General features: G+C 70.0%; 13 protein-coding genes. 10 read left to right on the plus strand and 3 right to left on the minus strand.

Features of this window, described 5'->3' with window-relative positions:
• The first annotated feature begins 107 nt into the window (after nucleotides 1–107).
• The 4 genes from HLK59_RS22055 (at nucleotide 108) to HLK59_RS22070 (ending at nucleotide 6381) form a co-directional block, all read left to right on the plus strand.
• Complete coding sequence (locus tag HLK59_RS22055) at nucleotides 108–389, plus strand: acylphosphatase (RefSeq protein WP_046258852.1); 282 nt, start codon at nucleotides 108–110, stop codon at nucleotides 387–389.
• A gap of 382 nt (nucleotides 390–771) precedes the next feature.
• Nucleotides 772–975 (plus strand): hypothetical protein, encoded by a 204-nt coding sequence (locus HLK59_RS22060; protein ID WP_037649730.1) that lies wholly within the window; start codon nucleotides 772–774, stop codon nucleotides 973–975.
• Nucleotides 976–1203: 228 nt separating this feature from the next.
• Nucleotides 1204–4785: a chromosome segregation protein SMC gene (gene smc / locus HLK59_RS22065; protein WP_171143221.1), complete on the plus strand. Its 3582-nt coding sequence runs from the start codon at nucleotides 1204–1206 to the stop codon at nucleotides 4783–4785.
• Between the two features lie 180 nt (nucleotides 4786–4965).
• Nucleotides 4966–6381: a sugar porter family MFS transporter gene (locus HLK59_RS22070; protein WP_171143222.1), complete on the plus strand. Its 1416-nt coding sequence runs from the start codon at nucleotides 4966–4968 to the stop codon at nucleotides 6379–6381.
• 158 nt (nucleotides 6382–6539) lie between these two features.
• On the opposite strand, the gene HLK59_RS52030 is transcribed toward HLK59_RS22070, so the two are convergent.
• Together HLK59_RS52030 and HLK59_RS22080 are read right to left on the minus strand one after the other, a co-directional pair.
• A complete protein-coding gene (locus HLK59_RS52030) occupies nucleotides 6540–7511 on the minus strand; it encodes an LLM class flavin-dependent oxidoreductase (protein ID WP_171143223.1) in 972 nt (323 codons plus the stop codon).
• Between the two features lie 46 nt (nucleotides 7512–7557).
• Nucleotides 7558–8979, minus strand: a complete 1422-nt coding sequence (locus HLK59_RS22080; protein ID WP_171143224.1) for a cytosine permease — start codon at nucleotides 8977–8979, stop codon at nucleotides 7558–7560.
• A gap of 109 nt (nucleotides 8980–9088) precedes the next feature.
• On the opposite strand from HLK59_RS22080, the gene ftsY reads away from it, so the two are divergent.
• The gene (ftsY, locus tag HLK59_RS22085; RefSeq protein WP_171143225.1) at nucleotides 9089–10291 is read left to right on the plus strand and encodes a signal recognition particle-docking protein FtsY; all 1203 of its coding nucleotides are present in this window, start codon (nucleotides 9089–9091) and stop codon (nucleotides 10289–10291) included.
• A 107-nt stretch (nucleotides 10292–10398) separates the two neighbouring features.
• Here ftsY and HLK59_RS22090 read toward each other — a convergent pair whose 3' ends face one another.
• On the minus strand, nucleotides 10399–11064 hold the full coding sequence (locus HLK59_RS22090; RefSeq protein WP_171143226.1) for a bifunctional DNA primase/polymerase: 666 nt from the start codon (nucleotides 11062–11064) through the stop codon (nucleotides 10399–10401).
• A gap of 433 nt (nucleotides 11065–11497) precedes the next feature.
• Here HLK59_RS22090 and HLK59_RS22095 point away from each other — a divergent pair, with 433 nt between their 5' ends.
• The 5 genes from HLK59_RS22095 to ffh all read left to right on the plus strand — a co-directional run bounded on the left by HLK59_RS22095 (nucleotide 11498) and on the right by ffh (nucleotide 19088).
• The gene (locus tag HLK59_RS22095) at nucleotides 11498–12991 is read left to right on the plus strand and encodes a hypothetical protein (RefSeq protein WP_171143227.1); all 1494 of its coding nucleotides are present in this window, start codon (nucleotides 11498–11500) and stop codon (nucleotides 12989–12991) included.
• Between the two features lie 312 nt (nucleotides 12992–13303).
• The gene (locus tag HLK59_RS22100) at nucleotides 13304–14644 is read left to right on the plus strand and encodes an ammonium transporter (protein WP_171143228.1); all 1341 of its coding nucleotides are present in this window, start codon (nucleotides 13304–13306) and stop codon (nucleotides 14642–14644) included.
• Nucleotides 14641–14979 (plus strand): P-II family nitrogen regulator, encoded by a 339-nt coding sequence (locus HLK59_RS22105; RefSeq protein WP_003997576.1) that lies wholly within the window; start codon nucleotides 14641–14643, stop codon nucleotides 14977–14979. The genes HLK59_RS22100 and HLK59_RS22105 overlap by 4 nt, the downstream gene beginning before the upstream one ends.
• Before the next feature lie 25 nt (nucleotides 14980–15004).
• A complete protein-coding gene (locus HLK59_RS22110) occupies nucleotides 15005–17452 on the plus strand; it encodes a [protein-PII] uridylyltransferase (RefSeq protein ID WP_171143229.1) in 2448 nt (815 codons plus the stop codon).
• 82 nt (nucleotides 17453–17534) lie between these two features.
• On the plus strand, nucleotides 17535–19088 hold the full coding sequence (ffh, locus tag HLK59_RS22115) for a signal recognition particle protein (RefSeq protein WP_171143230.1): 1554 nt from the start codon (nucleotides 17535–17537) through the stop codon (nucleotides 19086–19088).
• The last annotated feature ends 1 nt before the right edge of the window (nucleotide 19089 follow it).

A 19089-nucleotide genomic window follows, 5' to 3' on the forward strand; every position in this document is an offset into this window, starting at 1 on the left:
TCACACGATCGAGTGAGTTTCGTATGAGATTCATTGGCAGGGGACGGTACCGCATGGCGCCAGGGGAGGGAGAGCCCAGAGAGACATTGGTTGGTTAGGTTGCGTCTATGAGCGAGGATGTACGGCTGGTCGCCTGGGTGCGAGGACGGGTCCAAGGTGTGGGTTTCCGCTGGTTCACGCGGGCCAAGGCCCTTGAGCTCGGTGGGTTGAGTGGTTTTGCTCTCAATTTGGGCGACGGACGGGTCCAGGTGGTCGCGGAGGGTCCGAGAGGGCGGTGCGAAGGACTCCTCGACTGGCTCCAGGGCGAGGACACGCCCGGGCGCGTGGACGGTGTCACCGAGATCTGGGACACACCCCGCGGGGGTTACGACGGCTTCGCCATCCGCTGAGCCGGTTCTGTAAAGCGGGCCAGGTGGAACCGGAGGAGCATGCCACTGGCACCTGCCCGAAGCAGAAAGGCCCTGGTGGTTGCCAAGAACGGCATTTCCTGGGAGGCTCCGCACTTAAGGATGATCGCTACGCCCTGAGGGCCCCGCAGGAGTCGCTGCGCCGCCGTTTCCGGTCGCGTGCCCCCGGGTTGCCCGCCAATACAGGGCGTGATCGTGTTGACCGTCAAACTTTTTGGTGAGACGCTGAATGCACCCCGCGCACCTTAGCTGTTTGGCATGGATGAACGGCAGCACAAACTCAACAGTGCCAAGCATCGCGGGTGCGAATCCCTCACGACCCACACCGCTTCGGTCGGTCACTCAGTGTGGAGGACCATCCATCATGGCAAAGGCGCTTCTCGGTTACGTCGGCGGCTCCGACCCGCGACTCATTGCCGAGATGCGACGGCTCCAGCAGCGCGTACAAGACCTCGAATCCGAGCTCGTACGGATCCAGGCCGAGAACGACGCGCTCGCGGCTGCCGCTTCTCACGACTCGCTTCTCGAGAGCATCGACGCACACCAGGCGGAGCCCGCGCTCACCTGATCACTGCATCGCACCACGACATCAGCAGTGGTTGGGCTGCCCGTATCAACCGCTAAGTTGTCAGAGTTCGAGTTTGCAAGGGACGCTTCGGCGTCCCTTCTTTCTTTCCCCCGCGTACACCTTCCCGCTCTCTTTAACGTCTGATGTGCCCTGCACGTTCATGGGTGAAACCGCGGGACACAGCGCGTTCATGGAGTGAGACAACCCCGGAAGGTAGAGTCCAGCGGCGTGCACCTCAAGGCCCTGACCCTCCGCGGGTTCAAGTCGTTCGCCTCGGCGACCACGCTCCGGTTCGAGCCGGGTATCACGTGTGTCGTCGGACCGAACGGCTCGGGCAAGTCCAATGTCGTCGACGCCCTCAGCTGGGTCATGGGCGAGCAGGGCGCCAAGTCGCTGCGCGGCGGCAAGATGGAGGACGTCATCTTCGCCGGCACCACCGGGCGGCCCCCGCTGGGCCGTGCCGAGGTGTCCCTGACCATCGACAACTCCGACGGGGCGCTGCCCATCGAGTACGCCGAGGTCACCATCACGCGGATCATGTTCCGCAACGGCGGCAGCGAGTACCAGATCAACGGCGACACCTGCCGCCTCCTGGACATCCAGGAACTCCTCTCCGACTCCGGCATCGGCCGCGAGATGCATGTCATCGTCGGCCAGGGCCAGCTCGACTCCGTCCTGCACGCCGATCCGATGGGCCGTCGCGCCTTCATCGAGGAGGCGGCCGGCGTCCTCAAGCACCGCAAGCGCAAGGAGAAGGCCCTCCGCAAACTGGACGCGATGCAGGCCAACCTCGCGCGCGTGCAGGACCTGACGGACGAACTGCGCAGACAGCTGAAGCCGCTGGGCCGCCAGGCGGCGGTCGCGCGGCGGGCCGCGGTGATCCAGGCGGATCTGCGCGACGCACGTCTGAGGCTCCTGGCCGACGATCTCGTACGGCTGCGGCAGGCGCTCACGTCCGAGATCGCCGACGAGGCCGCGCTGAAGGAGCGCAAGGAAGCCGCCGAGCAGGAGCTGAGGAAGGCCCTGCAACGGGAGGCGCTCCTGGAGGACGAGGTGCGGCGACTCGCCCCGCGGCTCCAGCGGGCCCAGCAGACCTGGTACGAGCTCTCCCAGCTCGCCGAGCGGGTGCGCGGCACGGTCTCGCTCGCCGACGCGCGCGTGAAGAGCGCGACCTCGGTGCCACCGGAGGAGCGGCGTGGCCGTGACCCCGAGGACATGGAGCGCGAGGCCGCCCGGATCCGTGAGCAGGAGGCCGAGCTCGAAGCGGCCCTGGAGGCGGCCGAGCACGCCCTGGAGGACACGGTCGCGCACCGGGCCGAGCTGGAACGTTCGCTGACCGACGAGGAACGGCGTCTGAAGGACGTCGCCCGCGCCATCGCCGACCGCCGCGAAGGTCTTGCCCGGCTGAACGGGCAGGTCAACGCGGCCCGTTCGCGCGCGGCATCGGCCCAGGCCGAGATCGACCGGCTGGCGGCGGCGAGAGACGAGGCCCAGGAGCGCGCGTTCTCCGCCCAGGAGGAGTACGAGGTACTCAAAGCCGAGGTCGACGGCCTGGACGCGGACGACGCGGAGCTGGCGGAACAGCACGAGGCGGCCAAACGGCAGCTGGCCGAGGCGGAGTCCGCGCTGACGGCGGCCCGAGAGGCGGCCACAGCGGCGGAACGCAAGAGGGCGGCGACTCAGGCGAGGCACGAGGCGCTCGCGCTCGGGCTGCGGAGGAAGGACGGGACCGGGATACTGCTGGGCGCGAAGGATCGCCTCACTGGTCTGCTGGGCCCGGCGGCAGAGCTGTTGGCGGTGGCCCAGGGGCACGAGGTGGCCCTGGCGGCGGCTTTCGGCGCGGCGGCGGACGCCCTCGCTGTGACCTCCCCATCGGCAGCGGCAGATGCGATCCGCCTGTTGCGAAAGCAGGACGGAGGCAGGGCCTCACTGCTCCTCGCCGGAGCACCGGACCCACCCAGGGGCGCGGGGAACTGCGCGACCAGCCACGACGGACCCGCGGACGCCACACATCAGCACGCGGCAGATCTGGTCCGCGCCCCCTCCGACCTGATGCCAGCAGTCCGCCGCCTGCTCCACGGCATCATCGTCGTCGGCACCCTCGAAGACGCCGAGGACCTCGTCTACGCCAACCCCCACCTCACCGCCGTCACCGCCGAAGGCGACCTCCTCGGCGCCCACTTCGCCCACGGCGGCTCCGCAGGCGCCCCCAGCCTCCTCGAAGTACAGGCATCCGTCGACGAGGCAGCCGCCGAGCTGGAGGAACTCGCCGTCCGCTGCGAGGAGTTGAGCGAGGCCCAGCACGAGGCACAGGAACGGCGCGGTCAACAGGCCGCACTGGTCGAGGAACTCGGCGAACAGCGCCGCGCCGCCGACCGCGAGAAGTCGTCCGTGGCCCAGCAGCTCGGCCGCCTCGGAGGGCAGGCCCGGGGTGCTTCGGGAGAAGCGGAGCGTTCCGTGGCGGCAGCCACGCGCGCGCAGGACGCCCTCGACAAGGCGCTCCAGGACGTCGAGGAACTCGCCGAACGCCTCGCCGTCGCCGAGGAGATGCCCGTCGAGGAGGAGCCGGACACCTCCGTACGGGACCGGCTCGCCGCCGACGGTGCCAACGCCCGGCAGACGGAGATGGAGGCCCGCCTCCAAGTGCGTACGCACGAGGAGCGGGTCAAGGGCCTCGCCGGCCGCGCCGACTCCCTCGACCGCGCGGCCAGGGCGGAGCGCGACGCACGCGCGCGTGCCGAGCAGCGGCGAGCGCGGCTGCGGCACGAGGCCGGCGTCGCCGAGGCCGTCGCCTCCGGTGCGCGGCAACTCCTCGCGCACGTCGAGGTGTCGCTCGGGCGAGCCGAGGAGGAACGGTCCGCCGCGGAGGCCGCCAAGGCGCGCCGCGAGCAGGAGCTGACCGCCGCTCGCAACGCCGGCCGGGACCTCAAGGGCGAGCTCGACAAGCTGACCGACTCGGTCCACCGGGGCGAGGTGCTCGGCGCCGAGAAGCGGATGCGGATCGAGCAGCTGGAGACCAAGGCGCTGGAGGAGCTGGGCGTCGAGCCCGCCGGTCTCGTCTCCGAGTACGGGCCCCATCAGCTCGTACCGCCCTCTCCGCCCGCCGAGGGCGAGGAGCTGCCGGAGGACCCGGAGCATCCGCGCAACCAGCCGAGGACGTTCCACCGGGCCGAGCAGGAGAAGCGGCTCAGGGCGGCCGAACGGGCCTATCAGCAGCTCGGGAAGGTGAACCCGCTCGCCCTGGAGGAGTTCTCGGCGCTGGAGGAGCGGCACAAGTTCCTCAGCGAGCAGCTGGAGGACCTGAAGAAGACCCGTACCGACCTGCTTCAGGTGGTGAAGGAGGTCGACGAGCGCGTCGAGCAGGTCTTCACCGAGGCCTTCCGGGACACCGCCCGGGAGTTCGAGGGCGTCTTCAGCCGGCTGTTCCCGGGTGGTGACGGGCGGCTGATCCTCACCGACCCCGACAACATGCTCACCACCGGCATCGACGTCGAGGCGCGTCCGCCGGGCAAGAAGGTGAAGCGGCTCAGCCTGCTCTCGGGTGGCGAACGCTCCCTCACCGCCGTAGCGTTGCTGGTGTCGATCTTCAAGGCCCGGCCGAGCCCCTTCTACGTCATGGACGAGGTCGAGGCCGCCCTCGACGACACCAACCTCCAGCGGCTGATCCGGATCATGCAGGAGCTTCAGGAAGCGTCACAGCTCATCGTGATCACGCATCAGAAGCGGACGATGGAGGTCGCCGACGCGCTGTACGGCGTCTCCATGCAGGGCGACGGCGTATCGAAGGTCATCAGCCAGCGACTCCGCTGAGACCATTCCTTCAAGAATTGAACACAAGCTGGTCACTCGTGTGTCCAAATCTCATAGGTACCCCCCTCTTGACTTCGAAACTTGAAGGCATAGTCTCGGCAACGTTGCTTTTACCTTCAGGTACCACCTACCGGAGGGTCCCCCACCCGGCAGCGTTGCCGGTGGCCCGAGGAGTTTCACGTGACCAGCACAGCGCCCCCCACGTCAGGAGCCGGGTCGGCTCATCCCGAGCATCTCGGGCACGTCATCTTCATCGCGGCGGCGGCCGCGATGGGCGGCTTCCTCTTCGGCTACGACAGCTCCGTGATCAACGGCGCGGTCGAGGCCATCCGGGACCGCTACGACATCGGCTCCGCGGCGCTGGCCCAGGTCATCGCCATCGCCCTGATCGGATGCGCCATCGGTGCCGCGACCGCCGGCCGGATCGCCGACCGGATCGGCCGCATCCGGTGCATGCAGATCTCGGCCGTGCTCTTCACGGTCAGCGCGGTGGGTTCGGCGCTGCCCTTCGCGCTGTGGGACCTCGCCTTCTGGCGCGTGGTCGGTGGCTTCGCGATCGGTATGGCCTCCGTGATCGGCCCCGCCTACATCGCGGAGGTCGCCCCACCGGCCTACCGCGGTCGCCTCGGTTCCTTCCAGCAGGCCGCGATCGTCATCGGCATCGCCATCTCGCAGCTGGTCAACTGGGGTCTGCTGAACGCGGCCGGCGGTGACCAGCGCGGCGAGCTGATGGGCATCGAGGCCTGGCAGGTCATGCTCGGCGTCATGGTGATCCCGGCCGTCCTCTACGGCCTGCTCTCCTTCGCGATCCCCGAGTCCCCGCGCTTCCTGATCTCCGTCGGCAAGCACGAGCGTGCCCGCGAGATCCTCAAGGAGGTCGAGGGCGAGAAGATCGATCTGGACGCCCGTGTCACCGAGATCGAGCACGCCATGTCCAGCGAGCACAAGTCCACCTTCAAGGACCTGCTCGGCGGCGGCTTCTTCTTCAAGCCGATCGTCTGGGTCGGTATCGGCCTCTCGGTCTTCCAGCAGTTCGTCGGCATCAACGTCGCGTTCTACTACTCCTCGACCCTGTGGCAGTCGGTCGGTGTCGACCCGACGGAGTCGTTCTTCTACTCGTTCACGACGTCGATCATCAACATCGTCGGCACCGTGATCGCCATGATCTTCGTGGACCGCATCGGCCGTAAGCCGCTGGCCCTCATCGGCTCGGTCGGCATGGTGATCGGTCTGGGGCTGGAGGCCTGGGCCTTCTCCTTCGACCTGGTCGACGGCAAGCTGCCGGCCGCGCAGGGCTGGACCGCCCTGATCGCCGCCCACGTCTTCGTGCTCTTCTTCGCCCTGTCCTGGGGTGTGGTGGTCTGGGTCTTCCTCGGTGAGATGTTCCCGAACAAGATCCGCGCCGCCGCCCTGGGCGTGGCCGCCTCCGCGCAGTGGATCGCCAACTGGGCCATCACCGCGAGCTTCCCGTCGCTGGCGGACTGGAACCTCTCCATGACGTATGTGATCTACACGGTCTTCGCCGCGCTCTCCATCCCCTTCGTCCTCAAGTTCGTGAAGGAGACGAAGGGCAAGGCACTGGAGGAGATGGGCTGACCGGCCCACGTGAACTCGGGGGGACGGGCCCATCCCCGCTGCCCTTCTCCCCGGATCCTGCCGCCGCCCCCGACCCGGTCACTGCCCGGGTCGGGGGCGGCGGTGCCGGACCACCTCCACCGTGAGGCTCGCGCGCCCCCGGTGGACCACCGCCCGCGTCAGTCCGTCAGCGCCGGCAGGACCTCCTCCGCGAACAGCCGCAGACTCCGCCACCCCTCCTCCACCGGCATCCCGCCCGCCAGCGGATGCAGTACGAGGTTGTCGAGGCCCTGCGCCACGCACTCCTGCGGCGTGAGAATCCGGTACACGCCCTCGGCGCGCAACTCAGCCACGCTCGTGGCCCCCGACTTCACGGCGGACCGGATGTCCCCGGACTGCCAGGAGGCGTACGTCCGGGCCTCGTGCAGGAAGCAGGAGCCGTACGTCTGCCACGCCCGGTCCGGGTCCTCCGCGATGTGCAGCAGCGGTGTCTCGGCGGCGGGCATCATGGTCCAGCCCTCGGTGCCGTACTCGACGAGCCGCTCCTTGTAGTACGCCTCCAGCTCGGGCAGATGCGCGCTGGGGAAGAACGGCAGGCCCAGCCGGGCGGCCCGGCGTGCGGCGGCCCGGGAGGAGCCGCCGACCAGGAGCAGGGGGTGCGGGTCGGTGCAGGGGCGCGGGGTGACGCGTACCGTACGGCCCCGGTATGTGAACTCCTCGCCGGTCCAGGCCTTGAGCAGCGTCTCCAGCAGTTCGTCCTGGAGCTTGCCGCGCCGCTTCCACTCCACGTCGAACTGGGCGTATTCCTCGGGCCGGTAGCCGATTCCCGCGACCGTGACCAGGCGGCCGCCGCTCAGCAGGTCCAGCACGGCGATCTCCTCGGCCAGCCGCAGCGGGTCGTGCAGCGGGCCGATGATCGCCGAGACCGTGACCGCGATCCGCTCGGTCGCGCCGAAGACGGCGCCCGCGAAGGCGAAGGGGGAGGGGAGCCAGTTGTTGGCCACGCCGTGGTGTTCCTCGGTCTGGACCGTGGTGATGCCGTGCTCGTCGGCGTAGGCCGCCATCTGCAGGGCGGCCTGGTAGCGGGTGCGGAGGGAGGCGGGGGTGGCGCCGGGTTCGACGAGGTTGAAGCGTACGACCGTGACGGGCACGGGGTCCCCCTTCAGTCGGTGGTGGGGGACGTTAGCTGACGGTACGTCAGATGGCCATGGCCGCGGGCTTCCCGTCCTCGGTCGCCCTCCCGGGGACGGCCGGCTTGGGGAGCGCCGCGTACAGCAGGCCCGAGACCGCGATCGTCGCGACCCAGCCGAGGCCGTACTCGCCGATCGGGTTGTTCGAGGCCAGCGGGCCGGTGAACCAGTCGGACGCGGTGAACAGGAGCCCGGTGCCGAGACCGGTCGCCCAGGCCGCGACCGCCGCCGGGCCGAAGCCGCCCCGGTACCAGTAGGCGCTGGTGCGGGTGGTGTCGAGCAGGGCCTCCGCGTCGTACTCCGTGCGGCGCAGCATGTCGACGCCGAAGACGCCGAGCCAGGCCGAGAAGGCCACCGCGAGCAGTGAGAGGAAGGTGACGAAGGGGCCCGTGAAGCCGGTCGCGGCGAGCATCAGGACGCTGCCGAGGACCAGTGAGATCACCGCGTTGACCGAGACCGCCCAGTGGCGCGGGACCTTGAAACCGAGCGTCTGTGCGGTGAAGCCCGCCGAGTACATGGACATCGAGTTGATCAGCAGGGTGCCGATCAGGGCGATCAGCAGATAGGGCACCGCGAGCCACAGCGGGAGGATCTCGCCGAGGAAGGACACGGGGTCCGACGTGGAGGCCAGGCCTGGCGTCGCCGAGGCCATGACCAGACCCATCAGGACCATCGGCAGCACGACGATCCCGGCGCCGCCCATCGTGTTGCGCACGATCGCCGCCGAGGGCGTCGAGGCCGGCAGGTAGCGCGTGAAGTCGGGGGCGGAGGGCACCCAGCTGATGCCGCCCGCCGCGATCAGGCCCACGCCCGTGATCATCGCCGACGTCGGTCCCGCGCTCTGCCCGAACACCCTGCTCCAGTCCGTCTCCGCGACCAGATGACCGAGGACGAGGACGGAGAAGCCGCCGAACAGGTAGGTCGCCCACTTGTTGCACCTCCGCAGGGCGTCGATGCCCATGCCGGAGATCGCGAAGGTCGTGACCACGAAGAGCAGCAGGGTGACGATGACGAGCGGGGTGCCGCTCTTGATGTCGAACAGGATGTCGAGGACGGTCAGCAGTGCGTAGGCCCCGGTCACCGCGTTGATCGTCTCCCAGCCCCAGCGCGCGATCCAGATCAGCGAACCCGGCAGCAGGTTCCCGCGCTGCCCGAACGCCGCCCGGGACAGGGCCATGCCGGGAGCGCCCCCGCGCTTGCCGGCGATTCCGACGAGACCGACCAGGCCGTACGAGACGGTCGGCGCCGCGACACCGACCACCAGGGCCTGCCAGAAGTTGAGCCCGTAGCCGACGGACAGGGTCGCTCCCATGGTCAGGAGCAGGACGCTGATGTTGGCGGCGACCCAGGTGGGGAAGAGGTCGCGGGGGCGTGCGGTGCGCTCGGCGTGGGGGATCGGCTCAAGGCCGTGCGTTTCGAGACCGCTCATGACGAGTCATCGTACTTTGATCTTATCCATCCTCTATGTGGCGCTTTGTCCTTTGGAGGAAAGTACAGGCTGGGTCCGGCGGGGACCCATGACTGATACTGGACGGGTTATGGAAACCGTCATCCTTGCTGTAGTCATCGCCGTGGTCGTGCTCGGTGTGCTCGGCGGGCTCGTCGTCGGCAGCCGACGTAAGAAGCCGCTGCCCCCGCCGCCTCCCGCAGCGCCCGACATCACCGCCCCTCCGGCCGAGCCGCATGTCGGCGACGAGGCCGAGACGCCCCGCGACGAACCGCGCCGGACGATAGAGGAGGTGGATCTCCCGGACGGCTCGGCCCCGGTCGCCGTCGAGGAGCCGCCGGCTCTCGACGTCCCCGAGATCGAGGTCCCCGAGCCCACGGCAGGACGTCTCGTCCGCCTGCGCACGCGCCTCTCCCGCTCCCAGAACGCGCTCGGCAAGGGGCTGCTCACGCTCCTGTCGCGCGAGCACCTCGACGACGACACCTGGGAGGAGATCGAGGACACCCTCCTCACCGCCGACGTCGGCGTCGCCCCCACCCAGGAACTGGTCGAGGGACTGCGCGAGCGCGTGAAGGTGCTCGGCACCCGGACCCCCGAGGAACTGCGCGGCCTGCTGCGCGAGGAGCTCCTCAAGTTGCTCGGCACCGACTTCGACCGCGCCGTCAGGACGGAGCCCGAGGCCGGCAAGCCCGGCATCGTGATGGTCGTCGGTGTCAACGGCACCGGCAAGACCACCACCACCGGCAAGCTGGCCCGCGTCCTCGTCGCCGACGGGCGCACGGTCGTACTCGGTGCCGCGGACACCTTCCGTGCCGCCGCCGCCGACCAGCTCCAGACCTGGGGCGACCGGGTCGGTGCCCACACCGTCCGGGGCCCCGAGGGCGGCGACCCCGCCTCCATCGCCTTCGACGCGGTGAAGGAGGGCAAGGAGATCGGCGCGGATGTCGTACTGATCGACACCGCCGGGCGCCTGCACACCAAGACCGGGCTCATGGACGAGCTCGGCAAGGTCAAGCGGGTGGTGGAGAAGCAGGCGCCGCTCGACGAGGTGCTGCTGGTGCTGGACGCCACGACCGGGCAGAACGGGCTCGTGCAGGCCCGGGTCTTCGCCGAGGTCGTCGACATCACCGGCATCGTGCTGACCAAGCTGGACGGCACGGCCAAGGGCGGCATCGTCATCGCGGTCCAGCGGGAGCTGGGCGTGCCGGTGAAGCTGGTGGGTCTGGGTGAGGGCGCGGACGACCTGGCGCCCTTCGAGCCGGAAGCGTTCGTCGATGCCCTTATCGGCGAGTAGGCCGTCGTTCACACGAAGAAGTGCCCGCCCCCGAGGTGCAGTCGGGAGCGGGCACTTCGCCGTGTACGGCCACGCGTGCGTCGTACGCCTGCGCCCGTGTCGTACGCCTACGCCCGCGACCGGTGCGCCACATACGCCAGCGTGCCCAGCAGCAGGCGCGCGGCCGGGGGCTTGGTCGCTGAATCCAGCGCGGGGGAGCGCAGCCACTCGACCGGGCCCAGGCCGGCGCGGTCCGACGGCGGGGCCGTGATGTGGGTGCCGGGGCCCAGGCCGCGCAGGTCCAGGGAGGTCGGGTCGTCCCAGCCCATGCGGTAGAGGAGTTCGGGGAGTTCGGCGGCGGCACCGGGAGCGACGAAGAACTGGGCGCGGCCCTCGGGGGTCGCCGTCACCGGGCCGAGGGGGAGGCCCATGCGCTCCAGGCGGACCAGGGCGCGGCGGCCCGCGGGTTCCGCCACCTCGATCACGTCGAAGGCCCGGCCGGCCGGCAGCATCACCGAGGCGCCCGGGAACTCGGCCCAGGCGCCGGTCACTTCGTCCAGTGTCGCGCCCGCGGGCACCTCCGGTGCGAAGTCCAGGGGGTGCGCGCCCGGTGCCCGGCAGTCGGCCCGGCCGCAGGAGCAGGCGCCCGCGGCGGCCCGGGCGCCCGGGACCACGTCCCAGCCCCAGAGTCCGGTGAACTCGGCCACGGCGGTGCACTCCGACGAGCGGCCGCGGCGACGAGAGGAGGACCGGATGTCGCGGATCCCCCGACTGCTGCCGATCGTGAAGCCCATGCCCCCTCCAACGGGTCCGGCGCACCGGTGGTTACGAGTCGTGCACGGAAAGTGACTTGGTCGGTGCCCCGAACGTCCGCTCGGCGCCCGGATGTGTCCCGGGTGGTGCGCCCGGCCTGGTGCGCCCCTGAGTGCACCGCTCCGCCCACTCCCGGCCGTCCTATGTCAAGTGAATCGCGTGTGGGCGACCGTGAGTTCATTCGAAGGGGTGGCGAATGGTGGCGTTTCCGGGATCGCCATGGCTGGAGGGGTGATCGTAGGATTACTTTGAGTGCACGAGTCCTGGGGGCACATGCGCTTGTGGGTATGCCGGAGGCAAGTCGGCATCCCGTTCGAAGGGTGAGAAGTACCGGACGGGCGGCCGTATTTACCGGCATTCTGATAGGGCTTGGCGCACTCAGCGACAAGTGGTCTCAGGGATGGGGGCGTTCCAGTGAGCGGCAACGGCGAAAGCGGAACGGGCGCCGGCAGCGCGGTGAACGGTGACAAGCGCCCCAATGAGCTGCTCACCTCGTGGTTCGTGCGCAGCGGCTGGTCGAAGGGCGAACTCGCCCGCCAAGTCAACCGCCGGGCCCGCCAGTTGGGCGCCAACCACATCTCCACCGACACCTCGCGCGTCCGCCGCTGGCTGGACGGCGAGAACCCCCGTGAACCGATCCCCAGGATCCTGTCGGAGCTGTTCTCCGAGCGGTTCGGCTGTGTCGTCTCGGTCGAGGATCTCGGCCTGCGCGCCGCCCGCCAGTCACCGTCCGTGTCCGGGGTCGACCTGCCCTGGACGGGCCCGCAGACCGTGGCCCTGCTCAGCGAGTTCTCGCGCAGCGACCTGATGCTGGCGCGGCGCGGCTTCCTCGGGACCTCGCTGGCCCTGTCCGCGGGCCCGTCCCTCATCGAGCCCATGCAGCGCTGGCTCGTGCCCTCCCCGTCCGCCTCGCAGCAGGAGCCGGAGTCGGCGGCCGCGTCCCGCCGGGGCGGCCGCCTCTCCAAGCCCGAGCTGGACCTCCTGGAGTCCACCACCGTGATGTTCCGGCAGTGGGACGCCCAGTGCGGCGGCGGCCTGCGCCGCAAGGCGGTCGTCGGCCAGCTGCACGAGGTGACGGACCTCCTCCAGGAGCCCCAGCCCGACACCACCACCCGCAGGCTGTTCAAGGTCGCCGCCGAACTGGCGGAGCTCGCGGGCTGGATGTCCTACGACGTCGGGCTCCAGCCCACCGCGCAGAAGTACTTCGTCCTGGCCCTGCACGCCGCCAAGGAGGCCGGCGACAAGCCGCTGGGCTCGTACGTGCTGTCCAGCATGAGCCGCCAGATGATCCACCTCGGCCGGCCCGACGACGCCCTGGAACTGATCCACCTCGCGCAGTACGGCAGCCGGGACTGCGCGAGCCCGCGCACCCAGTCGATGCTGTATGCGATGGAGGCCCGCGCCTACGCCAACATGGGACAGCCCGGCAAGTGCAAGCGCGCCGTCCGGATGGCCGAGGCCACCTTCGCCGACGCCGACGAATGGGACGAGCCGGACCCCGACTGGATCCGCTTCTTCTCCGAGGCCGAGCTGTACGGCGAGAACTCCCACTCCTACCGTGACCTGGCCTATGTCGCCGGCCGCAGCCCCACGTACGCCTCGCTGGCCGAGCCCCTGATGCAGCGGGCCGTGGACCTGTTCGCCAAGGACGACGAGCACCAGCGGTCGTACGCACTCAACCTGATCGGCATGGCCACCGTGCACCTGCTCCGGCGCGAGCCCGAGCGCAGTGCGGTGCTGGCCGAGGAGGCGATGCACATCGCCAAGAAGGTCCGCTCCGAGCGTGTGAACACTCGTATCCGAAAGACGGTCGACACGGCCGTACGCGATTTCGGCGATCTCGCCGAGGTCGTGGATCTCACCGAGAAGCTCGGCATCGAGCTTCCGGAGACGGCCGAAGCAGTCTGAATTCCTTGAGCCCCGGCCGCGGCCGGCCCTCCCGAACTGCCCGACTCGGCTCCCCCATGCCAGGTCATCGGAAGGCCGACCGCGGCCGGTTCCCTGCCCTACCGAAGGTTGCGCCACGATAACGATCCATCTGGCGAACATCCGGCAGTTCATCGACGCGTAACACGTAAGGCGCCTTCGTCACGGCGGCGAAACAACGAGGGGCTTCCAACGAAACCGCGCTGCGCCAATCTCTTGGCGCATAACCGGCCCACCCCTCAATCCGCTCAGGCTTCGCCCGCACGGGGCCGTACCAACGACGAGGAGACGCCGATGGCACCAGCCATCACGATGGCGGCAGACGTAGAGCTGTCGCCCGCCAACACGGGCTTCATGCTCATCTGTTCCGCCCTGGTGCTGCTCATGACCCCGGGTCTGGCCTTCTTCTACGGAGGCATGGTCCGCGTCAAGAGCACCCTGAACATGCTGATGATGAGCTTCATCAGCATGGGGATCATCACCATCCTGTGGGTGTTGTACGGCTTCTCCGTCGCCTTCGGCGCCGACAAGGGCAGCCTCGTCGGCTGGACGTCGGACTTCGTCGGCCTCAGCGGGATCGACAAGGGTGACCTCTGGCTCCCGTACAACATCCCGGTCCTGGCCTTCATGGTCTTCCAGCTGATGTTCGCGATCATCACGCCCGCCCTGATAAGCGGTGCGCTGGCCGACCGTGTGAAGTTCTCCGCCTGGGCGCTCTTCATCGCGCTGTGGGCCACGATCGTGTACTTCCCCGTCGCCCACTGGGTCTGGGGTACCGGCGGCTGGGCCTTCGACCTCGGCGTGATCGACTTCGCCGGTGGTACGGCGGTCCACATCAACGCCGGTGCCGCGGCACTCGGCGTGATCCTGGTCATCGGCAAGCGCGTCGGCTTCAAGAAGGACCCGATGCGCCCGCACAGCCTCCCGCTGGTCATGCTCGGCGCCGGTCTGCTGTGGTTCGGCTGGTTCGGCTTCAACGCCGGTTCGTGGCTCGGCAACGACGACGGCGTCGGCACGCTGATGTTCGTCAACACGCAGGTCGCCACCGCCGCCGCCATGCTGGCCTGGCTCATCTACGAGAAGATCCGCCACGGCGCGTTCACCACGCTGGGCGCCGCCTCCGGCGCGGTCGCCGGTCTGGTCGCCATCACCCCGTCCGGTGGTGCGGTCACCCCGATCGGCGCGATCGCGGTCGGCGCGATCGCCGGTGTCCTGTGCGCCATGGCCGTCGGCCTGAAGTACAAGTTCGGCTACGACGACTCGCTCGACGTCGTCGGTGTCCACCTCGTCGGCGGTGTCGTCGGCTCGGTCCTGATCGGCTTCTTCGCCAGCGGCAAGGGCCAGTCGGACGCGACCGGCGTCTTCTACGGCGACCACAGCTTCACCCAGCTGTGGAAGCAGCTCGCCGGTGTCGGCGGTGTCCTCGCCTACTCCCTGATCGCCTCCGCGATCCTCGCCTTCATCCTCGACAAGACCATCGGTATGCGGGTCACCGAGGACGAAGAGGTCGCCGGTATCGACCAGGCCGAGCACGCCGAGACCGCATACGACTTCAGCGGCGCCGGTGGCGGTGCCGCCAAGGCCACCGTCGCGGCCCCGGCCGCCGCGGGTGCGAGCAAGAAGGTGGACGCATGAAGCTCATCACCGCCGTCGTCAAGCCGCACCGGCTCGACGAGATCAAGGAAGCCCTCCAGGCCTTCGGAGTGCACGGCCTGACGGTCACCGAGGCGAGCGGTTACGGTCGTCAGCGGGGCCACACCGAGGTCTACCGCGGTGCCGAGTACACCGTCGACCTGGTCCCCAAGATCCGCATCGAGGTCCTCGCCGAGGACGACGACGCCGAGCAGCTGATCGACGTCATCGTCAAGGCCGCCCGCACCGGCAAGATCGGTGACGGCAAGGTCTGGTCCCTGCCGGTCGAGACGGCCGTACGGGTCCGGACCGGCGAGCGCGGACCCGACGCGCTCTGACAGAAGAAGAACAAGGAGCTGCTGGGTGTCGAGTACGGACGTGCGTAAAGAAGCAGAAGACTCGGGACCCAGCGGCTACGCGGCGGCCCGGCTGCGCCTCCTCACCGAGGGGGCGCAGTCCGGGCCGCCGCGCCGTTCGGCCCTCTCCGAACTGACGGACGACTGGCTGTCGGGGCTCTTCGACACGGGCGCCGACGGATTGCGCGGGGTCTCCCTGGTCGCGGTCGGCGGCTACGGCCGTGGCGAGCTGTCCCCGCGCAGCGACCTGGATCTGCTCCTGCTGCACGACGGCAGCGACTCCGGCGCGGTCGCGGCCCTGGCCGACCGTCTCTGGTACCCGGTCTGGGACCTGGGCCTCGCCCTCGACCACTCCGTACGGACACCCGCCGAGGCCCGCAAGACCGCCGGCGAGGACCTGAAGGTCCAGCTCGGTCTCCTGGACGCCCGCCACCTCGCCGGCGATCTGGGCCTGACCGCCGGACTGCGCACCGCCGTCCTCGCCGACTGGCGCAACCAGGCGCCCAAGCGCCTGCCCGAACTCCAGGAACTGTGCGCCGAGCGCGCCGAGCGCCAGGGCGAGCTCCAGTACCTGCTGGAGCCGGACCTCAAGGAAGCCCGCGGCGGACTGCGGGACGCCACCGCCCTGCGCGCCGTCGCCGCCTCCTGGCTGGCCGACGCCCCGCGCGAGGGCCTCGACGACGCCCGCCGCCGCCTCCTCGACGTACGCGACGCCCTGCACCTCACCACCGGGCGCGCGACCGACCGGCTCGCGCTCCAGGAGCAGGACCAGGTCGCCGCCGAACTCGGACTGCTCGACGCGGACACGCTGCTGCGGCAGGTGTACGAGGCGGCGCGGGTCATCTCGTACGCCAGTGATGTCACCTGGCGCGAGGTGGGGCGCGTGCTGCGTTCGCGGGCCGTGCGGCCCCGGCTGCGCGCCATGCTGGGCGGCGGCAAGCCGGTCGTGGACAGGTCGCCGCTGGCGGAGGGCGTGGTCGAGCAGGACGGCGAGGTGGTGCTCGCCCGCGCCGCGCGTCCCGAGCGCGACCCCGTCCTCCCGCTGCGCGCCGCCGCGGCCGCCGCGCAGGCGGGCCTGCCGCTGTCGCTGCACGCGGTGCGGCGCCTGGCGGCCAATGTGCGCCCCCTGCCCACGCCCTGGCCCGCCGAGGCACGCGAGCAGCTCGTCACGCTGCTCGGCTCCGGGTCCCCGACGATCGATGTCTGGGAAGCGCTGGAGGCGGAGGGCCTGATCACACGGTTGCTCCCGGACTGGGAGCGGGTGCGCTGCCGGCCGCAGCGCAACGCGGTGCACATCTGGACGGTCGACCGGCATCTCATCGAGACCGCGGTGCGGGCCTCGGAGTTCACCCGCCGCGTCCACCGTCCCGACCTGCTGCTCGTGGCCGCGCTGCTGCACGACATCGGCAAGGGCTGGCCCGGCGACCACTCCGTGGCCGGCGAGATCATCGCCCGCGACGTGGCGGCCCGGATCGGCTTCGACCGCGAGGACGTGGCGGTGCTCGCGTCCCTCGTACGGCATCACCTGCTGCTCGTGGACACGGCCACCCGGCGTGACCTGGAGGACCCGGCCACGGTCCGTTCGGTCGCCGACGCGGTCGGTTCGCAGGGCACCCTCGAACTGCTGCACGCCCTGACCGAGGCGGACGCCCTGGCCACCGGACCGGCCGCCTGGTCGTCCTGGCGGGGCTCGCTCGTCGCCGACCTGGTCAAGCGGGTCGCGGCCGTGCTCGCCGGGGACGACCCGGACGAGCCCGAGGCCGCCGCGCCCACCGCCGAACAGGAGCGGCTCGCCATCGAGGCGGTCGCCACGGGCAGCCCGGTGCTGTCGCTGCGCGCGCAGACGGAACCCCAGACGGGCGACGAGCCGTCCGGCGACCCCGAGCCGCTCGGCGTGGAGCTGCTGATCGCCGTACCCGATCAGCCGGGCGTGCTGCCCGCGGTGGCCGGCGTGCTCGCCATGCACCGCCTGACCGTCCGCACGGCCGAACTGCGCGCCCTGGACCTGCCGGACGGCGTCGACGGCTCGGTGCTGCTGCTGAACTGGCGGGTGGCGGCGGAGTACGGCTCCCTGCCGCAGGCCGCCCGGCTCCGGGCCGATCTGGTACGGGCCCTGGACGGCTCCCTGGACGTCGCGGGGCGCCTCGCCGAGCGCGACGCCGCGTACCCGCGCCGGCGCGGTGTGGTCGCGCCCGCGGCACGGGTGACGGTCCATCCGGCCGCGTCCCGGCTGGCCACGGTGATCGAGGTGCGCGCACAGGACGCTCCGGGGCTGCTGTTCCGGATCGGCCGGGCACTGGAGGACGCGAGCGTACGGATGCGCAGCGCGCATGTGTCCACGCTGGGCGCCAACGCGGTGGACGCCTTCTATGTGACGGGGCCCGAGGGGGCGCCGTTGCCCAGTGAGGAAGCGGCTTCCGTGGCGCGGAAACTGGAAGAGACCCTGCGAGGTTGAACGGGGATCCCGGCAGCGGGTGCCGCCGGGATACCCTGGAGGGCGATTCCCACAGCCACCGACCCCGAGGACCGCGAGCGCCGTGTTCGATACTCTCTCCGATCGCCTCTCAGCGACTTTCAAGAACCTGCGCGGCAAGGGACGGCTCTCCGAGGCGGACATCGACGCCACCGCGCGCGAGATCCGTATCGCCCTTCTCGAAGCGGACGTGGCTCTGCCGGTCGTCCGGACGTTCATCAAGAACGTCAAGGAGCGCGCGCTCGGTTCCGATGTCTCCAAGGCGCTGAACCCGGCGCAGCAGGTTCTGAAGATCGTCAACGAGGAACTCGTCACGATCCTGGGCGGCGAGACCCGGCGGCTGCGCTTCGCCAAGCAACCGCCCACCGTGATCATGCTCGCGGGTCTCCAGGGTGCCGGTAAGACCACCCTCGCGGGCAAGCTCGCCCACTGGCTGAAGGGGCAGGGCCACTCGCCCCTCCTGGTCGCGGCGGACCTCCAGCGCCCGAACGCCGTCAACCAGCTGAGCGTGGTCGCCGAACGCGCCGGTGCGGCCGTGTACGCGCCGGAGCCCGGCAATGGCGTCGGTGACCCGGTCAAGGTCGCCAGGGACTCGATCGAGTACGCGAAGACCAAGGTCCACGACGTCGTGATCGTGGACACCGCCGGCCGCCTCGGCATCGACCAGGAGATGATGCAGCAGGCGGCGGACATCAGGGACGCCGTCTCGCCCGACGAGATCCTCTTCGTCGTCGACGCGATGATCGGTCAGGACGCGGTCAACACCGCCGAGGCCTTCCGCGACGGCGTCGGCTTCGACGGCGTGGTGCTCTCCAAGCTCGACGGTGACGCCCGCGGTGGTGCGGCCCTGTCGATCCGGCAGATCACCGGCAAGCCGATCATGTTCGCGTCGAACGGCGAGAAGCTCGACGACTTCGACGCCTTCCACCCTGACCGGATGGCCTCCCGCATCCTCGACATGGGTGACCTGCTCACCCTGATCGAGCAGGCGGAGAAGACGTTCAGTCAGGAAGAGGCCGAGAAGATGGCCTCCAAGCTGGCGTCCAAGAAGGGCCAGGACTTCACCCTGGACGACTTCCTGGCCCAGATGGAACAGGTCAGGAAGATGGGCAGCATCTCCAAGCTGCTCGGCATGCTCCCCGGCATGGGCCAGATCAAGGACCAGATCAACAACCTCGACGAGCGCGACGTCGACCGCACGGCCGCCATCATCAAGTCGATGACCCCGGCCGAGCGCCAGGACGCGACGATCATCAACGGCTCGCGCCGCGCCCGTATCGCCAAGGGCTCCGGCGTCGAGGTCAGCGCCGTGAAGAACCTGGTCGAGCGGTTCTTCGAGGCCCGCAAGATGATGTCGCGCATGGCCCAGGGCGGCGGCATGCCGGGGATGCCCGGGATGCCGGGCATGGGCGGCGGTCCCGGCCGCGCCAAGAAGCAGCCGAAGCAGGCCAAGGGCAAGCAGCGCTCCGGTAACCCGATGAAGCGCAAGCAGCAGGAGGCCGAGGAGGCCGCCCGCCGCGCCGCGGGCGCCCAGGGCGGCAACGCCTTCGGTGTACCGGGCCAGCAGGCCCCGCAGGACTTCGAGCTGCCGGACGAGTTCAAGAAGTTCATGGGCTGAC

It is taken from the genome of Streptomyces sp. S3(2020), from assembly GCF_013044505.1.
Lineage (GTDB): Bacteria > Actinomycetota > Actinomycetes > Streptomycetales > Streptomycetaceae > Streptomyces.

What these genes read in the sequence shown, in the direction of transcription:
- HLK59_RS22055 (WP_046258852.1), top strand. Translation starts at nt 108, where the DNA reads ATGAGCGAGGATGTACGGCTGGTCGCCTGGGTGCGAGGACGGGTCCAA.
- HLK59_RS22060 (WP_037649730.1), top strand. Translation starts at nt 772, where the DNA reads ATGGCAAAGGCGCTTCTCGGTTACGTCGGCGGCTCCGACCCGCGACTC.
- HLK59_RS22080 (WP_171143224.1), bottom strand. Translation starts at nt 8,979, where the DNA reads ATGAGCGGTCTCGAAACGCACGGCCTTGAGCCGATCCCCCACGCCGAG.
- ftsY (WP_171143225.1), top strand. Translation starts at nt 9,089, where the DNA reads ATGGAAACCGTCATCCTTGCTGTAGTCATCGCCGTGGTCGTGCTCGGT.
- HLK59_RS22090 (WP_171143226.1), bottom strand. Translation starts at nt 11,064, where the DNA reads ATGGGCTTCACGATCGGCAGCAGTCGGGGGATCCGCGACATCCGGTCC.
- HLK59_RS22100 (WP_171143228.1), top strand. Translation starts at nt 13,304, where the DNA reads ATGGCACCAGCCATCACGATGGCGGCAGACGTAGAGCTGTCGCCCGCC.
- HLK59_RS22105 (WP_003997576.1), top strand. Translation starts at nt 14,641, where the DNA reads ATGAAGCTCATCACCGCCGTCGTCAAGCCGCACCGGCTCGACGAGATC.